Origin of the sequence: Nitrospira sp., from assembly GCA_037045225.1 — a bacterium.
In the GTDB taxonomy this organism is placed as follows: domain Bacteria; phylum Nitrospirota; class Nitrospiria; order Nitrospirales; family Nitrospiraceae; genus Nitrospira_A.
On sequence record JBAOHZ010000003.1, the window covers coordinates 39668 to 62426 of the forward strand.

The window sequence follows — 22759 nt, forward strand, 5'->3', positions numbered from 1 at the left end:
TAAGGATCGCCCCTTTGTGGCACGCGTGACATGGGACACCGAGACCAAATCTCTGGCACGCGGTTTTTACGCCATTCAAATCACCCCAGTAGGTCGTTTTGGGGCCGTCGGCGAATGCACCTTCGATGCCGCGGTCGGGGACATTGTTGAAGTGAAACGCGGTGAAACAAAAGACCGGGAATATCGCGGCTTCTATCTCGTCGTCCCTAAGGGATACTTGATCCTCGTCGCGATTGCCGATGAAGTCGATGACGCCCTCAAAGTGGTCCAATACGTGGCCGGGCAGGCTTCACCTCAAGACCTCGCAAAGGGACATTGGCGGTTCGAATCTGCCGCAAGCTCGTGGAAGGGCAGAACGGCGCCCGTCGATCAGCCACGAATGGAACCACATCCCCCGCGACCTGTGGCGCAGTTGTCACCGATCGAGAAGCGACAGACTAAAGTCACGGGAGAACCAGCTTCCACCGCACCTCGAAGCAGCACCACTCGTTCCTTCACACGGGTTCGCAGACACACACCCCAGCCAAGCAAGGATGAGAAGGAATGACGTTCCTCGTCGCCAGTTTCCATGTACGGCTCCATTACACATGGCTCATCGGATTTGGTCTCATCACCTGGAGTCTCGCAGCCAATTACTTTCACGACACGCAGGCTGACCTCCCCGTCAGCTACCAGTGGGCGTCCGGAGCAATCGCCACCCTCCTCATTCTCGTCTCAGTGTTTTTGCATGAACTGGCCCATGCCGTCACCGCCCGGCGACTCGGGTACGCCGTCAAGACCATCGAATTGCACATTCTCGGAGGTTGGACAATTTTTGAGCGGGAACTCTCAAGCCCTCGGGTGGAAATTCTGGTCGCCCTCGCAGGTCCAGCTTGCTCCTTTCTCCTTACCATCCTCCTCTATGCGCTGAAGGCAGACCCTCTGGCAAACTTCCTCTACAAAGTTAATCTCACACTCGGCGCCTACAATCTCTTCATTCCCTGCCTGCCAATGGACGGCGGCCGCATCTTACGGGCAGTCTTGTGGACTCAAACCCATTCCTTTGCGGTCGCCACTGAACGTACCGCTCAAATGAGCAAACAAATCAGCAGCGGCATGATGGCCATCGGCATTCTAGGGATAATCTTTCAGTACCAAACGCTATGGCTTGCGATTATCGGCGGCATTCTCCGCATGATCGCCGAGACCGCTTATCGCACCGTACAACAGAGTGAACAGCTCACCAGACCGCTGCAGGAAGTGATGATTCCGCGGGATCGCATGGTGACGCTGGCCCACGATACGCCCCTACAAGAGCTGCAAGACCAGTTTCTTCGTTACGGGTACCGAGCTTACCCCACCGCCGAACACGGGCAGATCACAGGATTGGTATATTACAAAGACGTGCGCACCGACCCCAAGTGGCTCGCTCCGAACGGAACGACCATCACCCCGTTCATTCGCAACTTGTCCTCAGATCTAATCGTGCACCCGGTTCACACTTTGCAACGGGCGCTCGATGCGATGCTCCTCAGCGGTTCGGATCAACTGTTGGTGTTTGCAGGTGAGACGTGTGTCGGAATGGTGACACGCTCGATGATTGCCCGAGTCCAAGACGCAATCGGCGATCCGGACTCCGGTCCTACGCTTACGCGGCAGAGGGAGGGGTTTCCGATTTAGGGCTATTGACCGCAGGTGTAGGAAACTTCACCTGGACGTAGGACGCACTGCTATCCAGCGTCTTCCCTTTGTACCACTGCCCATGAGTACGCATGTAAAAACACCGCTTTGGCAAATGCAACACGCGGTCTCGCAACACCAAGCGTTCTTCATTCAGATGCAAGGTGACGTTGCCTTGCACAGACACGACCGACCGTGGCCGTTGCACCAGCGGGGAAGCATCCTCAACACTTTGCGCTGTCTCTGCATGATTGACTCGAAAATAGATCCAGCTGTTGATATTGTCGCTGATACTTCGGGCCAGATCCGCTCCAATCTCAGCCGACATTTGCGCACCTGATTGCTCATAGAAGTGCAGCCAAACGTTTGCCCCGCCGGCCTTATTGAAAATTTCTTGAATCCCCGGATACAGCACGTTATGCCCTTCGTCGATATGCACGCACAACGGAGGATCCAACTGACGGCCGGACGCGAAAAGACGTCCAACGAGACTTTGAATCATAGACACAAACACCCGTCCGAAAATGAGGGACGCGCGAGGACTCAACAATGACCCAGTATGACATACCAGGATGACCCGCTTGCCCTGCTCCAGACGAGTGATGAATTCATTGGTTCGCGCCTTCCCAATAATCCGACCAATATTCCCAAACGTCAGCGCGCTCAGCATCGTGCGAAGGGACGACGACACCTTGGCGAAATGCTCCGCGATGCCGGGACCATGGCACACTCTATCAATCAAGCCGCACAGCTCCTCCGTATCATTTAGAACCTTTAGGACATCACGGAAATTGATCAATTCAGTGTAGCCCACCCGTTGATTGACATCGTTGAAGGAGATGGTCGGGACTTGCCCTCGACTTGTCGCGAGTTTGATTAGTCCCGAGACGATCACCTGGGAAACCTCAGACGCAATGGAGAGGTAGTAGTCATCCTTCACCTTGATCCCTGAGACGATATGGCTGACCAACTCATCTTCCATATAGTAATTCGCCAACGGATCGAGATAGTTGGAGTAGTCTGGAAAGATCGGCGTCACCAGCATCACTTCGTCCAGCCTCCCGGCCTCTGCGGCGACCTGCACGACCTTTGAAAAGAGGTCGATGTCCCCTTTGGGATCGATTGCAACCACCGATTTGTGACTCCGGATGTCCTGCTCGAGGATGGACTCCATCAATCGCGTTTTCCCGATACGGGTCGTCCCAAAAATCCCCACATGCCCAGAACGATCCTCATCTCGGATCACAAGGTATCCTTCTCTTCGCTGAGGGTCCTGCAAACATGCGCCATATCCCACCAAGACCTTCCCGTCCACAATGGGATCTCGCTGCCCTGCTCGATTACGGATCCTCAATTCCTCAATGCCTTGTTCCGACATGGCTCCCCCCTTCTCATCGTGTATTACCAGACCATTGTCTCAGCCATACACAGGAGTAGGTCATATCCAAGCTCCTTCTGCCGCCCACACCCTCACTCATTTAGACATCAGTAATACAAAGATATCGACTAAGTCGAAATCAGAACAACCCGGAGAGCCATGGAGATCACTACAAAAATGTTGGCCCAGCCCAGAGATAACCAAGATGCCGATAGACACGCCCTCACCCCCGAGCCGCGCCAGCTCGTAACGGCCAGAGGAACACATCGGAACCTGCCGAATCGCCGGACAGGCTATACCCAGAAAGCCACGATAGGCGGGCACAAGCTCTATATCAGGACAGGAGAGTATGAAGACGGAACTCTGGGGGAAATCTTCCTGGACATGCACAAAGAAGGTGCCGCATTTCGTAGTCTCATGAACTGCTTTGCAATCGCGATATCCTTAGGACTGCAATACGGCGTTCCGCTCGAAGAATTCGTTGAATCCTTCACGTTGATGCGCTTCGAACCTAACGGACCGGTATCGGGACACGATCAAATCAAGATGGCCTCGTCCATCCTCGACTACATCATGCGTGATCTGGCGATCAACTACCTCGACAGACAGGACCTCGCTCATGTCCAGGTTACTCATGACGACCTCCGGGGAGACTCCGTCAAACCCTATGCCAAATCCACAAACCACCAAACACGGCAAGAATCTTCATCGCTCAACACCATGGCCTCGCACCCAACAAACGACATTGAAGAAGCCCGAATCAAGGGCTACGAGGGCGACCCGTGCCCAGAGTGTCATCGATTCACTCTCGTCCGACGGGGCACGTGTCGAACATGCTCAACATGCGGGAGCTCCACCGGTTGCAGCTGAACCTAGCTAAGAAAGTCCCTTTACTCAGGTCACACGGAGTTTCTATGTCAGTCCCACTGCCCACCCCTCCACACAACATCTGGCTCCAACGGTTCAAACGCCTTGCTCAGTTGACGGCCTCGCTCAATTCCGAAGACCCCCGCTTCCCCATCATCATGACACTACTCGATAAGTGTGATCGCGACTACCGGACAGACAACCATGCCTCGTTTATCGAGACCGGCAAACGCATTCGTTCCCTCATGGACACCCCAATCACCAGCTAATACCTACCCCAGAAACGACCGCGCCACCAGCGTGCCTCTAACACCATTTCATGGATCACGACCTCTTACCCTCCGAAACCAAAAGGATCCACATGTCAGAACAATACCCGCTGGCCATCGATTTTCGTACTGCCAGAAACGTCAGTGTGCCGCTCATTGCCGTCAACTCACTGGACCCAGCCGCCACCATGCGAGCCCTTGCCTGGTCATTGGTCAATGTCGCCAGCGCCTCCCAAGCTGATACCGACAACGAATTCGGCCTCCATGCTTTCCCAATACTAAAATGGGATATTGGGCATGGCCTGATCCCGCTCAATGAGGAGGGTAAGAACTGGCATACCCAAAATGTCGGGCCCTCCAAGCAAAATACGACCATCAACCCTGCAGAAGCCCTCCGCGTCCTCGAAAAGGTGCCGCAACGGACACTGACATTCATCCTGAACGGACACCGCTACCTCTCAAACGATTTCTTCATTCAAGGCCTCTGGAATTGCCGCGACCTCTATAAGACGAACGGAAGTACGATCGTCCTCCTGGGTATCGGATTTAAACTGCCACCGGAGCTCGCCAATGACGTGGTGCTCCTAAACGAGCCGCTCCCGACGGCCACACAGCTGGAATCCATTATCAAAGAGCAGCTCTCTGCAGCATCGCTGCCATTACCCGATCATGCCACATTGGCCAAGGCCGTCGATGCCACGCTTGGCCTTGGGGCCTTCACCGCCGAACAGGAAGTCGCTCGGTCCATGCAAGCGAGCGGACTTAACGTGGACAAATTGTGGGAACGCAAGCGACAGATCATCGATGCGACACCAGGACTCAGCGTCTGGCGAGGAGGGAGCAGCTACGCGCAAATCGGGGGAGTCGCTACCATCAAACACTTCCTCAAACAGGTTTTGGTCTCCAAACGCGCTCCCCGCTGCATCGTCTGGCTAGACGAGATTGAAAAAAGCCTCTCCGGATCCACTGGACAAGCCTCAGATACATCAGGCGTCTCTCAGGCCTTACTCGGCATTCTTCTGAGCTACATGCAGGACCACCAGGCCTCAGGTTTACTCCTCGTCGGCCCCAACGGCACCTCGAAGAGTGCCATTGCGAAAGCCACGGGAGCCGAGGCGAACATCCCCACCATCGCCTTAGACATCTCTGGTCTCAAGTCTTCACTGGTAGGCTCAAGTGAACAACAGATGCGGCAAGCGCTGAATGTCATCTCAGCTATCTCTCAGGACAAAGCCTGCTTTATCGCCACGTCCAACAACATCAGTCAGCTACCGCCCGAACTCATCCGTCGGTTCGGCTACGGCACCTGGTATGTGGATCTCCCCAGTCAGGATGAGCGCGAGGCGATCTGGAACATCTACTTCGCCAAGTTCGGTCTCGCCGCCGACACAGACCGACCGAATGATCACAACTGGACAGGCGCAGAAATCGAGCGCTGCGCTCGGCTCAGTTGGGAACTCTCTATGCCACTGTCCGAGGCAGCCAAGTACATCGTTCCCACGGCCATCAGTGCAAAGGAAAGCATCAAGGCACTCGAAGCACAGGCGCATCAGACTTATCTGAGTGCGAACCGTGAGGGCGTTTTTGACCAGAACCGAGACACGCCGCATCACACACGTCCTCGCACCATTACCCTGGCGCAATAAGCCAGCGCTGTCGCCTAGAGAAAAGGAACACGCCATGCCCTGCTATCTCGAACAAAGAGTCTCGGTGGAGTTGAATATGGCCGATGTCCCCCTCCTCATCTCCGCAGGATCTTCTCTCGGGTGGGAACACACCCTCAACGACGACGTCCTGGTATTCACCACTCCACAAAATCAGCAAGTCTCCATTTCGAAAGGAAGAGCCACGCTGGACCAGCGACACGAAGCCCTGATTCTGGAGCTCAAGCAAGCCTATGCACAAACCATCATTCAGACGGCCGCTGAACAATTCGGGTGGACGTTAGAACGCGTTGAGGGGGCAGAACAAGAATTACTGCTCACTCGTTTCTCCTAACCCGGCTGGAGTGACCTTTCCATGCAGACCGACAGCATACGCATCAAGATTGAACCAGATGGAACCATCAAACTGATTACCGACGAGATCAGCCTAGCCAACCACGCCACTGCAGAAGACGTTATACAACAGATCATCACACTCTCAGGCGGCTCACTCCAAAGCAGTCGGCGCTCAACACACACTCACCACCATCATCAGGCCGACGAACATCTTCACCACTAAGCGAGGTCATCATGCTCAATGCTCAATCGGCATTTAGTTCACTGTGGTCCAACGCATTCTGCCTCATGCTCACGTATCGCAAACTCGGCATTCACCGACGGATGGACAGCGCCTCGGTGCTCTCCATTGATACGGAACCCAGTCGTGTCCGTGTGACTAAATCTATTCTGTCCTGTCCGGAATACCTGGCCATTACGAGACTGTACTCACGCGTCCGCACCAAATTGGAGAAGTTGACTCTGCCGGCCGGCCTTCGTTCAGGCATGTACCTCATTCCTGTCTCGCTCGCCTCAGAGGTCGACGCCATTATTGCAAACGCAGAAGACGAGCTACGACAGCTCGTTGATGTCTTTCTCGCACAATACGATAAACGTATTGTGGAAGAGGAGTCTCGCCTCAAGGCGGCCTATCGCACCAGAGATTACCCCGATCCAGACACTGTGCGGGCGGCGTTCGGACTCACCTACTCCTATATTACGTTTGATCTTCCCGGCACCCTAGAGACTATCAGTGCCACGATGCTTAAACGAGAAGAACGCCGGTCAATGGAAAAGGTGAACAATATGCTCGAAGACGTAAATACCTACCTCCGAGAAGCCATGCGCTCGCTCGTTAACCACCTGGTCGATCGGTTAAGTCCGAGTGAATCTGGCAAGTCCAAGACCTTCAAGAGCAGCACGCTCACCAATCTCCTGGAATTCCTGAACACCTTCGACGCGCGCAATTTGGGTAATGATATCGAGCTCGCTCAACTCGTCACAACGGCCAAAAACGTGCTGAGTGGAGTAGACTCGCAATTGCTCCGCAGTGATCAATCGATCGCTAACGTCGTGCAAAACGGGATGGGTACGATTAAGGCCCAACTGGACTCCCTCCTCATCAAGAAGCCGATACGCCTCTACAGCTTCGACGAAGCGGCATAACCTTACGAACTAGACCCCTCACCACGACACACCCTCTTTCTCGGTACTGATAACGCACATGTCCATTTCTCCAGACGCCATCGCCCACGCCCGCAGTATCAACCTCATTGAGTTTCTCATCGCTCGGGGCCACAAACCGGTGTCGAGAAGGCCGCACCATGCAGATTTTCACGCCCCTTATCGTGAAGATAGAAATCCTTCGTTCTCTGTCTCGCAGCGACCGGATGGCACCTGGGTGTGGTATGACTTCGGGCGCAACGAACATGAGGGGTGCAAACAGCACGGAGACCTCATCGACCTCGTCCAACTCCTCGACCATGTGCCGTTCGCAGAAGCCCTGCACCGGATTCTGCACAACACCGTCAGGAGTATGGTGGCCCCGAGCAACCCCTCCACGGCCCCCCCAACCGACAAAGAGCGTATTGCTCACGCCAAGAAGCTCTACTATGCCGCCCAAGCCAACATGACCCCGGAACGTGAGGAAGAGCTCCGGTCGTATTTCCATAAATTGGCGCTCCCCTACAACCAGCATCTTGGCGCTGTATGGATGCGGCTAGGCGACGACGGCATCCCATACGTAGCCTTCCCGCTTCCCACACCCAACATCCATTTCATGCAAGGGCTGATGGCACGAGCCTTGGGCGAGGCCCCACCCGCCCTGATGCGGGTCGCCCGCGGCCTCAAGGGCCCCTGGATCCTTAAACGCGGGAACGCGCCAATTCTGATCACGGAAAGCATCGTGGATTGCCTTGCAGGCGATGAGCTCTTCGGACCCTCGTTTACCCTCTGTGCCCTGAATGGGCTGAATACGGTTGAGCGCCTCCAGGAATATCTCAAACGGCTCCCCTCACGAATCATCTATGTCGCGTTAGATAACGACGCAAGCTGTATCGCCGTGGGAAATGCGCTTCAGAACAGCTCACGAAAGAAGGGGCCACACGTCCAGAAAGAACTGGTCTCGCTGCTGACTCACATGGGCTATCACGTTATGGAAGTGCTACTCCATCACAACGCCAGCGTAAAGGATCTTCACAAGCTTTGGCTGAAGCATCCGCAGCGAGTGTCGCTGCTCGATTTGGCAAAAACGGGCCTCCACCATGCACCAGCGTGCTAGCGCAGCCGCGTCACATTCCATGGCCTCGTCCGTGACCTCGGACACCCCGTCACACTCACGGTATGACACCCACTACTAGGACCACAGGAGCTGAATGACCACGGCGTGACCTACCTGGTAGACACTGTGTCGATGAAGCCCTAGATAGGGCCGCACTCCGGAATCCCCAACAGCGTCAACCTATTCAAGTCACAGTTGCCTGCGTCTGTCGAAAAGGAGCGGTATGTTCAGCGAAGATTTCTACCCCACGCCCGGGGCCGTCGCAGCGAAAATGCTTCAGAAAATTGATCGCAATGCTGTCCATTTTCTTGAGCCGAGTGCCGGCAAAGGCGATCTCGCTAAAGCCATATTGGGATTCGGTCGGACTCGGTCTCCCTACGATCACGGTTCACGCCATCGCGTCGACGTGATCGAACTCCACCCAGATCTCTTGAAGATCCTCCAAGCCCATGAGGAGCTAACCGTCGTCGGATACGATTGGTTGACCTACGACGGCGTCTCCTATTACGACGCCATTGTGATGAATCCTCCCTTCAGCAAAGGTGCCCTCCATCTTCTCCGCGCTTGGGATTTTCTGCACAACGGCGAAATCGTCTGCCTCCTGAATCAAGAGACCATCGATAATCCTTACACGGAAGACCGTCAACGGCTGGCCGCGATTATTGCTGCACATGGCTCGGTCGAACCTCTTGGCCCCTGCTTCCTCACGGCGGAACGGCCCACCGATACTCAGGTCGCCCTCGTCTACCTTAAGAAGACTACGGAAGATGATCGCATCCATCTTTGGCATTCGGCCGACCGCGAACAATCTGTTAACGATGACATCGGCACACCTGAAGCGATCCCCGCGCTTCGCGATACCCTTGGAAATATGCAGCACTACTACACACAATCCCTAGAAGAGATGTTTAAGGCCTTCGCCCACATCCGCAAAGCCAGTCTCTTTATGGGCGCACTCGGCACGGAGCTTCGCCCGAGCCGATCGACGCGAGACGAGTCCGATCTTAAAAAGATCCTTGGCTTGGCCCAAACCAACACCACCGCCGCGCGCGCCGAATTCGCACGGGCCCTTCGCCGAAGCGCCTGGATGCACGTCTTTGAACAAATGGACTTCCGGAAGTGGCTAGATACGAAACAGACAGAAGAACTCTTACAAGACCTTGAACGCGATAGCACCGTGCCCTTTACCACACAGAACATCAAAGGCACCCTCTCCAATATATTCCAACAGCGCAAACGCTTGTTTGAGAAATCGGTATGGAATGTGTTCCTCGCGCTCACACGACACTACAAGGGCAACACCACCGGAGACATCGGGAGCGGGGACGGCAAGGCGGGCTGGAAGAGCAACGACTCGTACAAGGTCAATTGCCGGCTTGTGTTTCCATACGGCTGTCGATTTTGGATCGGACGATTCGATCTCTGGTCTGCCCGTGACGCCGGCGAGATTTACTCCGATCTGGATCGCGTCCTCGCCGTGCTAGATGGACAATCATTCGAAGAGATTGTCACGGTGCGAGACGCGCTGGAACGCTCATTTCACAATCATGGGGTGCACCCCCACCCCTGTGAGAGTACCTTTTTTCGTATACGCTATTTCAAAAAGGGAACCGTGCATCTCAAATGGAAACGAGAGGACCTGCTGGCCACCTTCAACACGACCGCAGCCGCAGGACGTCAGTGGATTGGGACCACTTGCCATAGAGATCAGGACTCCCAAGCTTCATATTCTCATCCAGACAGTAACGACCCCCACAGCTGGCCATCGCCCGTACCAACATGCCAGATTTGCGCCTAGAGAGTAGCCCCAGACTCCAAGCCTAAAGGCCGATCGGCCTTGGATATGTTGCCAGCGGTCTCGTCAATAACACCATTCTTGAACAGCACAACAAGCGCTGGGCAATCAAGGGCACCACAACAAAGACACGCGTCGATCTCGAACCGATCGTCGAAGTCACAGACAGAGCAAATGAACGGGAGGAAAGAACAACGGAGAGGACAATAGAGAGGTTTACACCCGTAATCCAGGGATGGGACCTCACCCCGGGTGAGAGCTTCGGCCAGCACCTCATCATCGACTGCGAAGCGCCACCACCCAAGCCCGAAAGCAAAGCCGGGTAGTTACTTCTGAATCCAATCGGTCCCGGTCAGACCATGCTTGATCGCGAACTTGGTTAGGTCGGCATCTGTCTCAATGCCAAATTTTTCCCTGAACATTGCCTTGTGGTGTTCAACGGTCTTTCGACTCAGACCCAATTGAAACGCAGTCTCTTTGATCGTCTTGCCTGACGCCAGCAACGTCACGACTTCACGCTGCCGCTGCGACATCCCCAAGGAGGCGAGTTGATCCTCTTCGTCATCAGAACCAGGCAGAGCCCCTGTCGGACGACTACCAAGCAGGCTCGTCACATACGCGTTGCCTCTCATCACTTCATCGATCGCATGGCAGAACTCCTGAGCACTGCAACTCTTCATCAGATACCCATTCGCCCCCACAGATAACGCTCGAGTCATGTATTCAGGTTCTTTGTGCATGGTCACGACGATGATCTTAATGTCAGGCCTGATTTCTCGAACCTTCGGCACTGCATCAAGGCCAGACATATCCGGCATCGAGATATCGACAAATGCCAAATCCGCAGGAACCCGCTTCACGAGTTCGAGCAATCCACGGCCTGAAGAGGCTTGGCCCACCACGGCGAATTCATAGTCACGCTGCTTATGGTTAACTCCATGTAAGATGGTAGTCATCCCATCCGCGACCAACGCATGGTCGTCAGCAAAGACCACGCTAATCGTTTTTACCGGAGAGTTGATCGGAGAATTCACACTGGTCGTCATGCTTCACGCTCCCTATAAGGTGCCCGAGCCACTACGACAGCTCCTCGCCCTTTCCCTGACTGAACCGCCAATTCCCCTGCCACCATGTGGATGCGCTCTTCCATCGCGACAATCCCTAGTCCCTTGGTTCGACGCGATTCTGTCTCTGGACTGAACCCCATTCCATCATCTTTCACACTCAGTTGCACCCAACCCTCTTCTCGAGCCAAGGATACCATGACCTGTTGCGCACCAGCGTGTTTCTTCACGTTCATCAAGGCTTCCTGAGCAATCCGATAAAGACAGGTCGCGACCTCCCGATCCAAGGCCTCAGTAAACTCCATCGATATATTACTGACGATCTTCATCCCCGACCAACTGCCATACTCCTTCAACATTTTCTTGAGCGCCACCGAGAGCCCAAGATTATCCAAGATCGAGGGGTGCAACTCGTGCGCAATCGTTCGCACCCGATCACTGATTCCCCGTAGCTCGTCAGTGACATTTTTGATGACCGCCGCCTCAGGGCTCTTGTTCTCCAACAACACCAATTTCCCTTCGGCCCTCAAAATCACACTTCCCAATCGCGATCCCAGATCATCATGCAACTCCCTGGCAACCCTGCGTCGTTCGTCCTCTTGCGCGGTCAGCAACTGTGAATGGAGGGCCCTCAACGCTTCTTGGCTGCGACGCAGGGCCTCAGCTCCCTCCTGAATAACACTTTCGGCACGCTTTCGCTCTGACACGTCTCGCACGATGGCACACACATACCCTTCCCCATCATGCTCCAAGTAGCGCATCGACACTTCGATGGGAAAGACCGCTCCAGACTTTCTTCGGAATGTAGTCGCATACTGAACTACTTCGCCCTGTTTCAGCCGCGTCAGATCGTTAAGAATGTCGATTCGGCTCTGTAAAGGAGCAATATCCGGCATCGACAAATTCAAGAGTTCTTCGCGTGAATAGCCCAACAACTCGGTTGCCCGTACATTCACATACATGATGCGACGATCAGGCCCAGCCCAAAGAATGGCATCAGCCGCATGGTCCGTCGCAAACTGCGTAAACCGCAGCTTGGCTTCAGCCAACCGTCGCTCAGTCACATCGGTTAACAAACCGTGAAACAGTACTGTTCCGTCTACCGTAGGCCTCTCAGGCAGAGAATCCCCACGCAACCATTTCACGCGACCATCGGGGAGTCGCAACCTAAACTCATGCGCCCACCGCGATCCACTGCGGATTGCGTTTTCAATGGATGCCATGATCCCCGGCATATCTTCTGGTAGGACCAATTTCCAGACCGCACTATAATCTGACACAATGACGTCTGATGGATACCCCACCATATCCATGGCTCCACGACTGATATAGCTAAACCGCTGACATCCATCCCGCGTAATAACATATTGATACACCGCACCGGGCACAGCATCCGCAATCCGTCGCATCTTGAGGTCAGTCTGGTGTAACTCTTGGACATCCTCGAAATACTTCTTCTCCTGATCGACCACGAGCGACTCATTCAGCTTCAAGAGCCGGCGATAAATCTCTTCAGCAAATGCGAATCCAACCTCTCTGGAGTACGGCTTCCCTTCACCACTCTTAGCCTTAGCACTCCAATACTGCTCGTCCCCAGTAGAACACGCCAGACAAATATTGCCTGATAACACTTGCAACAACGATCTGATCCTAGAATCGACTGTCACCCTCGAGTAGAGGAAGACACAGTAGCTCCCTCCAGAAGGCAGCAGCCCACCCAGGCAAATAACCTGTTTCACTCCATGCCTCCGCAGAAAGTCTGCTCTGCTTTCGGCGAGGTTATAAGAGCGTGGGATCTCATGCACCAGGATTCCAAACAATTGATTGTGTGAATTAGCGACAGTAAGACTCTTCTCAAAATTATTCACCGGACTGCTCAGCCCCAAATCCTCCCACGATTGCGTGTACCACGCAGTTTCCTGGGAACTGAACTCCGCTTGAATGGGGACACAATGTAGTCCGAACGGAGGTCTGTCGATCGTCCACTCCGCAGAATCTCCGGCCACGCCCATCAATGCAAGGACTCGCGTTTGAGCGGGGGCGTGGTCCCCATCAACCGAAGACACCCATCGGTCTTGGTAGCGCGCTGGGAGATCACCAAGATTACGAGTGTGAAAGACCTCGACGAGAGACAATTGAGACTGACGACTCTCCTGGGAACAGAAAGACCGGGCCAGAGACATCGCAATGAGTTGACAGACCTCCTCGGAAGATTTTCCAACTGTCTCTAAATCTCGTACCCACGAGCCTAAACGACACGCATCACCGAGGGAGAGCTCTCGGAGATCAAACGTCGATTCTTGGCCTTTGACGCTCAACGACATACTACCCTCCAACTCCCTCTCACCAACTCACAACTCAGTAGGCCGCTCTCCGATTCACTCTGCCGTCAGAGAATCGCTCGTGGACGTCACGCCAACTCTATGCACATTACACGTATTACGACTACTCGTCCCAAGCACAGGCGGCAGTATGACAAAAACACGCTCTGTGACTCAATACCCAGCTTTCCTGCGCATGGTTTTTTCCATACACACACTCCTTTCGGTCTGATTGTTTCAAATTGGCACATGGCAACTAGTTCGGTCTCATCCACTCTGTGACGACGACGCAAACGGGTATCGCCAAGGACCATCCACTGCCATCCAGTAATACATAGCAGAAGCGGTTCACACTCGTTCACATACCCAGGAGGAAGGCATGTCACGTATTAACCGTCGCACCCACTGTTCAGTCGGCAGAATTCTCGCCAGCCTTAGTGTCGTTATCGCCACAGGATCGATCGTTGGGTGTGCTGGCCACATGACGCTAAGTCATGAGGTGAATCTCACAAGCAGTAACGCCATCTTTCTAACCCCGTCGGAAGAGAAGACAATCTATCTCCAGAATCGCAACACCAGCGACAACCCCAATATCAACTTTGCTGAACTCCCGAACAAGATCAAAGCAAAGGGATATGCAATCGTTGATAATCCCGACAAAGCTCAGTACATCCTCCAGAGCCAGGTAGTACTCTGCAATAAATTAAAGCCCGGGCAAACCGTCGATGCCTTGATCGCCGGCGGGTTCGGTGGGGCCATCGGAGTCGCAGCTGGCTCGGCCGCAGCACTCAGCGGGGCGTCGCTTAGCCAGATTCCAATTCTCGGAGCGGTAGGAGCGGTTGGGGGATTTGCCGCGAGCAAATTCTCAGAGGACTCTATCGTCGCCTGCGTGGTCGACGCGATGGTACAGGAGCGCACCAAGGAAGAAATTCAACAATCTGTCACGACCAATAGTATGCCAGGGCCAGGCACACCACAGTCACAACCTGGAGCTTTTGGCTTTCTGAATCAACAAAGTGTCTCCCCGCCTCAAGCTGGACAGGTCACCCAACAGATCAGCGAAATCCGAAAAGGCACTCGCCGCTTCCACCAAGCGAGAATCGTGGCGTCTGACCAAAAGATGTGGCTGTCCGTTCCGGAAGCCAGCAAGATACTCAGTGACAAACTTGAGGATTCACTGGCAGGCCTCTTCTAATGCCACACGGTGCAGACAAGCATTGCTCAGATCTGGAGTTCATCACAGTCATATCCAAGCGCTGCGATTTTGAAATCCTCGTGGAGACCTCCGCCGAAACCCGTGTCCGCGGAGTGACACCCCGCTCCAGGAGATGAGTTTGAATGTTTCTCGGTCTCAGTTCGACTCGGTTGAAATCAGGTGGCATTTGGCGAATCTTGCTGCAGAGAGAACACCTACTGTTAATACTTAACTATTGCAGCCCCTTGCGCAACCCAGGTCGTGATCGCTTTGTTCGCCTGTTTGGTAGGCTCCACACCCTACCTCACCCAGCCGTCACTAACATCCCTTGCCGTGTCGGAGGTCGGACTTTTAAGGAACATCATGCTCCCCATTGAACCGACATATCAACACAGACGTGCCACCCCACGACGAGAATTTCTGAACCTCCCCAATGTCTCTGCGCACGCCGCTACCACTTGCAAGAGCAGCCAGGTATCATGCGCGATTAAAGGATAGGTTATGTCGCCCACCCTGAATCATAGATGCAGCATCAAGGTCGCCAGCGTCAATCGTGGGCTTTCGATCAAATTTCAAGAACCGAACCAACTAACAAAGGCCAGTGATCCCAATAACCACAATCGCCGTCGGGTCTTGGGCTCCCAGTGTGTATACAAACCGGTTATATACATTTCCTGAAATTCGTAGAACCGGCTACGCTTACCAAGAACATCATCTGTAATGGCGTGGCCTGCTGTCGATTTCAAAGGCATCGAGTTAGGTGTGTAAATGACACCGGAGGTAGGCCAGACATAGTGACCGACATTTGATTTCTCCATTCTCAGTGTTTGCGTACGTTCTGGCAGAGGATTCTCCTCCGGGTCTATGTTCGGCATGGGAGGCTTACCCACTGCCTTAAACCCGGTTTCCATTCCGTTGATTCCTATCAGCCCAAGTCCATACTTCGAAAGATCGAGTCCGATGGGGGGACAGGGACACATCATCATTTTGCACTCGATCACTTGCTCATCTAGCCCGATCAAATACCGCAATCTGCGTAGGCGGACCCCATACGGGGTGTATGCTGCCCAGCGGAATAACATGAACTCCATACCCATGGGCCGTACCAATCTTCTGTGACCATTCACCAAATTCATTGCGAGACCACTCAAACCGATGGTCAGGATGTCGTCGACCGTGTGTTCTCCGCGTATACCAAACGGCGTTGTACTCAGCGTTTGGCGTTGTGACGACTACTCTTCTTGGTTGAACATAATCAAACGCGACACCGACAAATGCATCTAACTGCCGTGGCTCCAAATGTTCCACAACCTCGATAGCCGCCACGACGTCATGGCCCAAGAAATCTGGATCGCGATGAGTGAACAATCCCTCCAGCAATTTCATCTTGTGCGTTCCACGTGGTCCCACTGCTCTACCTATTCGCCATCTCGCTCCTGCAATGCATTTATCGTCGAAATCTACTCCGGTTAGTTGTTCGATTTCCGTATCCACGGCCAACTCGGCGAGGAGCCAACCATGCCCGCACCCAAAGTCGATAATTGACCGAGGACCGACATCTCGAATCAGTTGTGCGACAGTTTGAATCCGCATCCCAGCAAGTGAATCCGGCAGCGGTGGCCGGCTACGCGATTCAACCTCGGAATAGACAACGCGGGGCACAAGGACTCGGCGTTGGGCAATTCCCCAACGCAAGGCTGGGGTCGCCGATTCCACACGTACAATATCCACCTTTCCGCGTAACTCACGCGATGCTTGGGGAATGACGCCAACTCCATTTGGCAAGCCTTCCACCGCCAAGTCGAAGTCGCTCAAGCGGTCCGCTGCTCGCGCGCCGGCTCTAGACCCGAACAGCCACACCGCGGCTGCCCCTGCGTCATATAAGATTGCCGCCGCGCGTCGGACATCCGCTACCCAATACTCGCTGCCCAGAAGCTCCTTCACCACTCGCTCCACGGCTCCGCGGCATAGACACTCAAGCGCGGTGGTTGCAATGCTGAAGTTTTGACACTGACCACATGCACCGGTAATGTGCCGACCTTCTCAGGACACAACATTGAAACCCAGCGTCGAAAGGCGACGAGGGACACTGGTTGCAACAACCGGCGTATGCGGTCAATTAGCCCATCTGGGCTCATTGCCGTGCCACAAACCAGCTCCACCTTTAGCTCAGATTCTTTCCGATGGCGGCGGATCCCGAGCAGGACAGAGTTCGGCGGAAGATAAAAGTGACCTTCAGTCAACTCAAGCATGGTCATGAGCAGCGCTGGGAACCGATGCGACATTCCAAGCGCGGCACAGACTGCTTCGAGATCCATTGCGCGCAAACCGTCGCGACAGATGTAGTAGATCCGTTGAGATACGGCGCTTGCACCGATTGAGACTGAGACAAAGTGCGGCGCGGCGTCGGCAATATTCGACAACTCGCTGCTCGACAACATGGGAGCTTTAGGATCGCATTCGACGTAGATCTTGAACTCGTGTTTGCAACTTGGACGCTGCACCAAACCCACAAACGCACCGAAGTTCAGCTTCGGCTCCTCTGCAGATACGCTCTGCACGGCTAACTTGAATCGTTCAGCCAGATCCCTGCCGTGATAGCCCTCTACGATCCGCGCCAGCACTCCTACTGTACGCCGGCGGCGCTCTTCGCCTGCCAGCGTGGGATCGAATGGTTGAAATTCGAATCGCAGAGCATCTAGCTCGGTCTCGGAAAACGACCATTCTATGGGCAGTGCGCCAGGCTGAAGTCGATTCGATCGGTACTGCGCGTCAGAAGTAGCGCGCGCAAACGTCTGATCGAAAAGATCACCCACTTCTCCTTGCAGGGGGTCTACGACACCGAACTCGCGCGTTATGGCCCCGAAACGAACCCGGAGATGATCCGACGCGACCTGCTTAGATCGTGTATGCGCATAGCATGACAACATCGCTCACCTTCACTGGGTCGATTCGGCTGACATCTGTGCCGTTCACGTTCACGGTGCGGGCCAAATTAGCGGAGATGTGTGTCACCTCGAGTTTCCAGGGAACTGGGGCCGGATCGCCTGGTTTAGGCGCCGCCACAAGCACAGGCGCCGGTAAGGTAACCTCGTCAAATGGAAGGCCGCCGACACGATTGGGTTGCGCCTTGAGCGTCAGCGGCTGCGCCGCTCCCGAAGGCGGCGTCAAAGTCACGGTGCCCCGGTCATTGTCATCGTAGGTAATGTCGGGCGCCGCGACGAGCGCGACCAGTATCCGCGTGACCTTGACCGAGCCTCTGTTTGAGAAGGCGGGGAAGCGGTCCGCAGTTATTGGCAAAGTGAGCACGTTGTTGCCGGCCTGACCGTCCAGCATATAGGCGAATGCCTGCCACGCGTCAGGAAATTCGTAACGCCCGCTATACGCTCGGAAAAGTCCCGTCCGACCGCGTTCGACTTCCATGGCCTTAAGCGCATCGGCTAGCTTCTTGGTTGCTGCATCACGCAATATCTCCCCACCCTCACGTGCGGTGTATCGGATGTGGATGACAACGTCGGAGATCGTACGGTAGTCGAATGGCCGAAATTCAGACGGCAATTCCAGTCGCCAGGAACTGATGACACCAGCTCCCTCGAACGGAAGATAACGCTCGTCGCGCAAATTGAACTCAAAGCCGGCCGGGTCGTCGCGGCCAGTACTGGTGACCACCGAGCGCAAGCCCCCGGCATCGAACTCGAAACGTCGATCCTCCGCGCCTGTCAGCGCGTATTGCGGTGTGATGCGTGTATCCACACGGATGCGATTGGCAAGCAGGGTGAGTTTGCACGGTACCGACGTATAGGGCCCGGTGACACAGGGAACGGTGATGTTGACCGCCTTGATGCGCCGCAGGTAATGGCCGGGGTGATCGAGATCGAAAATTGCTTCTGGCAGATCGATGAAACAAGCGCCTTTCTCCTGGAGGGAAATTAAACCTTCCGGATGAAGGCTGGCGAGCGAAACATTCTTGGTGATCTCGAACTCCCGCGCGTTCTGATCGAGATAGGCCACCTCCATACGACGCACATCGTGCAACAACCGCTCACCAGCGAGCAATCCTTTGCGCAGGCTGTCCCAGTAGCCAAAGCGAATGAAGTCAGTATCAGGCACAGCTAGCTCGCGCTGGAACGCTCTTTCGGCTCGTCGGCCAGTGTCATAAGCAAGCTGGTATGCCTGGAAATAGACGGCCGAGATCTGTCCGACCATCCAATCATAGAGCTCCCGGTTCGTGTATTTGGTGCGAAGGAACTCCTCGACCTGCTCGTTCTCCTCGACCTGCCTCAAGTGATTGTCGCGTTCCTTCGTCGACATCGCTTCGCGAATTCGCGCGGCAGCGATGTCCTTGTCAATGCGTGCGATCTCTCGAGAAGCCAGATTCGCTTCGAGCTTCCAGTTGTGGGCACGCATGATGAACTCGGCGAGGCGAGACGCGCGCGAACCACCGGTAACGGCCGCGTCGGCTAACATTTGAAAAACACTCGCCGTCGCATTTGCAGCACCGGCAAGGTTTTGACCTCCAAATGCAGCACCAATTCCCACCCCCCAGGGCGCTGCTTCTGTTCGGAAGGATGGAACCATGCTGCCTATTGCTGCTGCCGCCTGAGCAATGCTGGATGCCATGCGCCAATCCTTCGCGCTGCCTTCTTCATTCAGAGCATTACTCTCTTGTGCGATCATTTTGGCGCCATCCTTATCCAAGGTGGCCGCGCCGGCAACCGCCTGGGCATCGGGGGGGGCAGTGCCCTCGGCAGGAACTGTCGGGGACGCCCCCAACAAGGTGATGTAGTGGCGATAGCGCTCTGCCGCCAGCTCGCGTGCAGCTTGTAGCGCCGTGACTTGAGCCTTCGCCTCTTTAATCTGATCCTCTTTGATTGCGCTCACTCGCTTAAGCAGCGCTACTTCATGCACTGCCTGGATGCGGGACAACTCCTCGGCATCACGACGCTCCAAAGCGCCGAGGAGCGCCGACCCCAGCGCCTTCACGTCCTGACAGAGCTCCACAGCTTTCTGAACTAGTATCTGGAAGCGGTACAGCGGTGCTGGAGCAAAGAGGTCGGCAATGGCCGTGCTCAGGTCCACCCCTGCGGCCGCTGCCCTAACGAGCAGCATGGGATCGATGGGAGGCTCGAACAGAGGCAGGGTTCGACGAATACCCGCCAGATTAAGGCTGTTGCGAATCTTGAACAGCCGGTCCGCCACGGCATCCCAGTATTTCAGCAACTTATCGTTAGGTGGCACACAGAAGTACAGCAGCTGTGGCACGGGGATCGGCGGCGAGTCCGATGACGCAAGTACGGCGTCCACACGAGGCGATGTCAGGACGGCCTCGATATCCGTCAGTTCGTTGGTCAGTGCTGCCAACTGGGGAGCTAGGGTATTGAAAGTATGCGTTACAGGCGTGGCGCGCGGAGCAATAACTGGCGGGCGCGGACCGAGTATTTCTGCCGCGAGGATGTAGAGCTGCGTGGCCTCATTGATCGACTCGATGGTGTCGCGCCTGAAGAGCTGATCGCCCCAGGCAATCAGGTTATCGAGGTACTTCATCACCACCGTCTTCTGGAACGCGACGGTTCGCACCCTGGCCACGGCAAACGGTTTGAATGGATTCGCCACCCATTCGTTCAATTGTCGCGAGAGATCTTCATCCGGCAGCCCTTTGGCCAAGGCTTCGAGCAGCTTGTCGATACGCTGTTTCAGATAATCCTGCTGTTCGTAGAACGGTCTTGTTCTCCAGTATTTCGCGGGAACGGCGGCACTCGACACGTCCGTCGGATCGAATATGGTGTGGAACCACTTCTGTGCCTCCTCGAAGCGCTGATTCTGCATCAGCTTACAGGCGATCATCAGCGGGGCATGGAAGAACAACTCCCAGTTGTATCCGGCATACGCACCATCAAAATCGAAGTCCACATCCTCAACTGGATACTTGTCCTTCTTCACCGAGTCGCCCATGTCAACCAGATTCGTTGGCCCATACCGGGACTCGAAAGTGGCAGCCTGCTGAAGCTGCGTCGACCGTCTCAGCAATCCATTGAGTCCCGCCAAATTCAGATCCCGGATCATGGGGCAAACGTAGGGGTGGTAGTGCGTGCGGAATTCGTAGCGGCGCACCGTGGCCGAGTATCCCCCCAACACGCCGGGCAGAAACATGCGGTCTGGGCTCAAGTAATCGCTGATGGTGACGGTCTTACGGTCCCCAGTCGCCACGAGTTCGCGTCCTTTGCTGCCCTTGATGGACTGCAGCTGAGTTTTACGGGCTTTGGTAGCCAGCGCCATCTTCCCAGTCGCCAGGGTAGGTACGATAGGCGCTGCCATACCATTGGCCACCGGAGTTATCACGCTTCCAGTAGCGGTCGCGTACTGATAGCGAATGACCGGGACCGGATTCCATCGTTCGACAATTGGACCGATCGGGTCCGGAACCGGGTCTGGCTGGTAGTAGATGTTATCGATCAAATCGATGAGCTTCGGATCGATCCGCTCTGGACGTGTCCAGACCCAAATCCATTCCGACGCTTCCCTTGGCACGACGAAGAGCGTTTCAGCGTCATCGTGGAAAAAGAAGGGCAAACGGCCTGTGAGGTACTGCTCTTGGTGGGGGGCGAGTAGCCTAAATGATTCGTTGCCCGGAGTACGTCGTAGGACGACTGCCGAATCGGTACCAGTAACTCCTTTCGGCAGTTGAAGCGTGCCGTCGGATAGATTGATAGAAAATCTTGTCGCACCCGTGAAGGGATCATACACAGCCTTTATCCCTTTCTCTTCGAACCCCATACCCCATGCCTGCGTGTTTGGTGGGGGAAATACGCCCACGTTATATGGCTGAAAAATAGTGACCCGACCGTTACATCCACTAAACCACCATCCCTGAGTTATAACCACCTCACCGGGCCGAACCATATTGCCGTATTTATCTATCTGCGGCGATATGCTCCTTGATGATTCATACCAGACCTTGAGTTCCGGTCCGTTGGTGATAGCGCGGAAGACGTGCTGCTCTCGCCGATCATTGGGCGGATCGCCAGCAGGAACAATCGCAGATCGAATCGCGACATCTGTCGGTGTCGTCTTCTTCGGCCCCCAGCGGCCTTGTCGATACTCGCTCCACGCCAGTTGGATCTCGAAATACGGTTCGGTCTTAACGTCGTCAGGCCCGCTGCCACCCGAGGAAGGCTGCGTCGTCTTACGAGTGAATATAGGCCAGAAGAGGTAGAGCCGTCGATTCCATATGAGCGGCAGAATATCTGCCGCCTGGAATATCCAGATCGAGCCGCTGCCAAGGTGTCCACCGTGCCTGCCCGACCCATTTGCGATAGAAGTACGTGGGCGGGTCGGCATGAGTGCGTGCGAACGCGTGATATTCGTCGGGCGCTCCACCCTCCCCGGGTTGGTGGAAAACACCGCCGATTTCAAGCCGGGCTACCTCATCAAGCCGAGCCAAGTAGGTGACATAAGCCTGTTCAGCCGACTCCGATGTGATATCCGACTGGAGCAGTGTATTCTCCAGTTCAAGGAAGAACGGTGACTTGTCGTCACGTAGCTCCGGTTCGACCCAATTCTCCGGGTAGAGGAAAATCTTCAGGTTAGCTTCGCACACTCGGTATTGCTTCTTCGAAGCCCACTGCCGCCAACCCATGTCTTTCGACTCATCGGCCGTCACATCTAACTCAAGGTTCATCAGGCAGCGCTGCCCAAACAGTTGTACCGATCCGATAGCTTGTTTGAGACGAGACGTCGGACGACCGGATGGGTTTCCACATCGATCAGCAGGTGCGAATACATTCCGTTTGTGTCGGACCATGCTTCACCCTTGGCAGCATCCGGACGGACCACGAGGTAAGCAACGAGCGCACCTACGCTTCTCGCGTAGTTTTTCCTCCAGCGGCCGGATCGCATCCGGCCACTGATCGGCAGCGTACGAGGCTTGCACAGCACGACGTGCAGCAATCCC

At 55.0% G+C, this 22759-nt stretch carries 18 protein-coding genes; 11 read left to right on the forward strand and 7 right to left on the reverse strand.

The window, feature by feature from the left end:
• The first annotated feature begins 16 nt into the window (after positions 1-16).
• Positions 17-547 carry a hypothetical protein gene (locus V9G17_00255; GenBank protein ID MEI2751004.1) on the forward strand — a complete coding sequence of 177 codons (531 nt, stop codon included), beginning with the start codon at positions 17-19 and terminating at the stop codon, positions 545-547.
• Entirely contained in the window at positions 544-1659 is a 1116-nt protein-coding gene (locus V9G17_00260; GenBank protein ID MEI2751005.1) for a site-2 protease family protein, read from the forward strand. The genes V9G17_00255 and V9G17_00260 overlap by 4 nt, the downstream gene beginning before the upstream one ends.
• On the opposite strand, the gene V9G17_00265 is transcribed toward V9G17_00260, so the two are convergent.
• Positions 1628-3037, reverse strand: coding sequence for a TraM recognition domain-containing protein (locus V9G17_00265; protein MEI2751006.1), 1410 nt, complete (start codon positions 3035-3037; stop codon positions 1628-1630). The two genes, V9G17_00260 and V9G17_00265, sit on opposite strands and share 32 nt — an antisense overlap.
• A gap of 159 nt (positions 3038-3196) precedes the next feature.
• On the opposite strand from V9G17_00265, the gene V9G17_00270 reads away from it, so the two are divergent.
• The 8 genes from V9G17_00270 (at position 3197) to V9G17_00305 (ending at position 10231) form a co-directional block, all read left to right on the forward strand.
• Positions 3197-3907: a hypothetical protein gene (locus tag V9G17_00270; GenBank protein MEI2751007.1), complete on the forward strand. Its 711-nt coding sequence runs from the start codon at positions 3197-3199 to the stop codon at positions 3905-3907.
• Positions 3908-3951: 44 nt separating this feature from the next.
• Positions 3952-4173 carry a hypothetical protein gene (locus tag V9G17_00275; GenBank protein MEI2751008.1) on the forward strand — a complete coding sequence of 74 codons (222 nt, stop codon included), beginning with the start codon at positions 3952-3954 and terminating at the stop codon, positions 4171-4173.
• 92 nt (positions 4174-4265) lie between these two features.
• Positions 4266-5819 (forward strand): AAA family ATPase, encoded by a 1554-nt coding sequence (locus V9G17_00280; GenBank protein MEI2751009.1) that lies wholly within the window; start codon positions 4266-4268, stop codon positions 5817-5819.
• A 34-nt stretch (positions 5820-5853) separates the two neighbouring features.
• On the forward strand, positions 5854-6171 hold the full coding sequence (locus V9G17_00285; GenBank protein ID MEI2751010.1) for a hypothetical protein: 318 nt from the start codon (positions 5854-5856) through the stop codon (positions 6169-6171).
• Between the two features lie 21 nt (positions 6172-6192).
• Positions 6193-6396, forward strand: a complete 204-nt coding sequence (locus V9G17_00290; GenBank protein MEI2751011.1) for a hypothetical protein — start codon at positions 6193-6195, stop codon at positions 6394-6396.
• An 11-nt stretch (positions 6397-6407) separates the two neighbouring features.
• Entirely contained in the window at positions 6408-7319 is a 912-nt protein-coding gene (locus V9G17_00295) for a hypothetical protein (GenBank protein MEI2751012.1), read from the forward strand.
• Between the two features lie 58 nt (positions 7320-7377).
• Entirely contained in the window at positions 7378-8433 is a 1056-nt protein-coding gene (locus tag V9G17_00300; GenBank protein ID MEI2751013.1) for a hypothetical protein, read from the forward strand.
• 223 nt (positions 8434-8656) lie between these two features.
• Positions 8657-10231, forward strand: coding sequence for a DUF4942 domain-containing protein (locus V9G17_00305; protein ID MEI2751014.1), 1575 nt, complete (start codon positions 8657-8659; stop codon positions 10229-10231).
• 323 nt (positions 10232-10554) lie between these two features.
• Here the strand turns inward: V9G17_00305 and V9G17_00310 are convergent, their stop codons facing one another.
• Positions 10555-11274 (reverse strand): response regulator transcription factor, encoded by a 720-nt coding sequence (locus tag V9G17_00310; GenBank protein MEI2751015.1) that lies wholly within the window; start codon positions 11272-11274, stop codon positions 10555-10557.
• Positions 11271-12764 carry a PAS domain S-box protein gene (locus V9G17_00315; GenBank protein ID MEI2751016.1) on the reverse strand — a complete coding sequence of 498 codons (1494 nt, stop codon included), beginning with the start codon at positions 12762-12764 and terminating at the stop codon, positions 11271-11273. The genes V9G17_00310 and V9G17_00315 overlap by 4 nt, the downstream gene beginning before the upstream one ends.
• Positions 12765-13992: 1228 nt before the next feature.
• On the opposite strand from V9G17_00315, the gene traT reads away from it, so the two are divergent.
• Positions 13993-14808 carry a complement resistance protein TraT gene (traT, locus tag V9G17_00320; GenBank protein ID MEI2751017.1) on the forward strand — a complete coding sequence of 272 codons (816 nt, stop codon included), beginning with the start codon at positions 13993-13995 and terminating at the stop codon, positions 14806-14808.
• Between the two features lie 1940 nt (positions 14809-16748).
• Here the strand turns inward: traT and V9G17_00325 are convergent.
• From V9G17_00325 to V9G17_00340, 4 genes are all read right to left on the reverse strand, one after another.
• A complete protein-coding gene (locus tag V9G17_00325; GenBank protein MEI2751018.1) occupies positions 16749-17624 on the reverse strand; it encodes a hypothetical protein in 876 nt (291 codons plus the stop codon).
• Between the two features lie 82 nt (positions 17625-17706).
• Positions 17707-21582, reverse strand: a complete 3876-nt coding sequence (locus V9G17_00330) for a hypothetical protein (protein MEI2751019.1) — start codon at positions 21580-21582, stop codon at positions 17707-17709.
• A 409-nt stretch (positions 21583-21991) separates the two neighbouring features.
• A complete protein-coding gene (locus V9G17_00335) occupies positions 21992-22486 on the reverse strand; it encodes a neuraminidase-like domain-containing protein (protein ID MEI2751020.1) in 495 nt (164 codons plus the stop codon).
• The coding region (locus tag V9G17_00340; GenBank protein ID MEI2751021.1) for a hypothetical protein at positions 22486-22759 on the reverse strand (274 nt) is incomplete at its 5' end. The genes V9G17_00340 and V9G17_00335, both read right to left, overlap by 1 nt.

What these genes read in the sequence shown, in the direction of transcription:
- traT (MEI2751017.1), top strand. Translation starts at nt 13,993, where the DNA reads ATGTCACGTATTAACCGTCGCACCCACTGTTCAGTCGGCAGAATTCTC.
- V9G17_00285 (MEI2751010.1), top strand. Translation starts at nt 5,854, where the DNA reads ATGCCCTGCTATCTCGAACAAAGAGTCTCGGTGGAGTTGAATATGGCC.
- V9G17_00290 (MEI2751011.1), top strand. Translation starts at nt 6,193, where the DNA reads ATGCAGACCGACAGCATACGCATCAAGATTGAACCAGATGGAACCATC.
- V9G17_00270 (MEI2751007.1), top strand. Translation starts at nt 3,197, where the DNA reads ATGGAGATCACTACAAAAATGTTGGCCCAGCCCAGAGATAACCAAGAT.
- V9G17_00280 (MEI2751009.1), top strand. Translation starts at nt 4,266, where the DNA reads ATGTCAGAACAATACCCGCTGGCCATCGATTTTCGTACTGCCAGAAAC.
- V9G17_00310 (MEI2751015.1), bottom strand. Translation starts at nt 11,274, where the DNA reads ATGACGACCAGTGTGAATTCTCCGATCAACTCTCCGGTAAAAACGATT.
- V9G17_00330 (MEI2751019.1), bottom strand. Translation starts at nt 21,582, where the DNA reads ATGGGGTTCGAAGAGAAAGGGATAAAGGCTGTGTATGATCCCTTCACG.
- V9G17_00260 (MEI2751005.1), top strand. Translation starts at nt 544, where the DNA reads ATGACGTTCCTCGTCGCCAGTTTCCATGTACGGCTCCATTACACATGG.
- V9G17_00275 (MEI2751008.1), top strand. Translation starts at nt 3,952, where the DNA reads ATGTCAGTCCCACTGCCCACCCCTCCACACAACATCTGGCTCCAACGG.
- V9G17_00265 (MEI2751006.1), bottom strand. Translation starts at nt 3,037, where the DNA reads ATGTCGGAACAAGGCATTGAGGAATTGAGGATCCGTAATCGAGCAGGG.
- V9G17_00305 (MEI2751014.1), top strand. Translation starts at nt 8,657, where the DNA reads ATGTTCAGCGAAGATTTCTACCCCACGCCCGGGGCCGTCGCAGCGAAA.
- V9G17_00295 (MEI2751012.1), top strand. Translation starts at nt 6,408, where the DNA reads ATGCTCAATGCTCAATCGGCATTTAGTTCACTGTGGTCCAACGCATTC.
- V9G17_00300 (MEI2751013.1), top strand. Translation starts at nt 7,378, where the DNA reads ATGTCCATTTCTCCAGACGCCATCGCCCACGCCCGCAGTATCAACCTC.
- V9G17_00335 (MEI2751020.1), bottom strand. Translation starts at nt 22,486, where the DNA reads ATGAACCTTGAGTTAGATGTGACGGCCGATGAGTCGAAAGACATGGGT.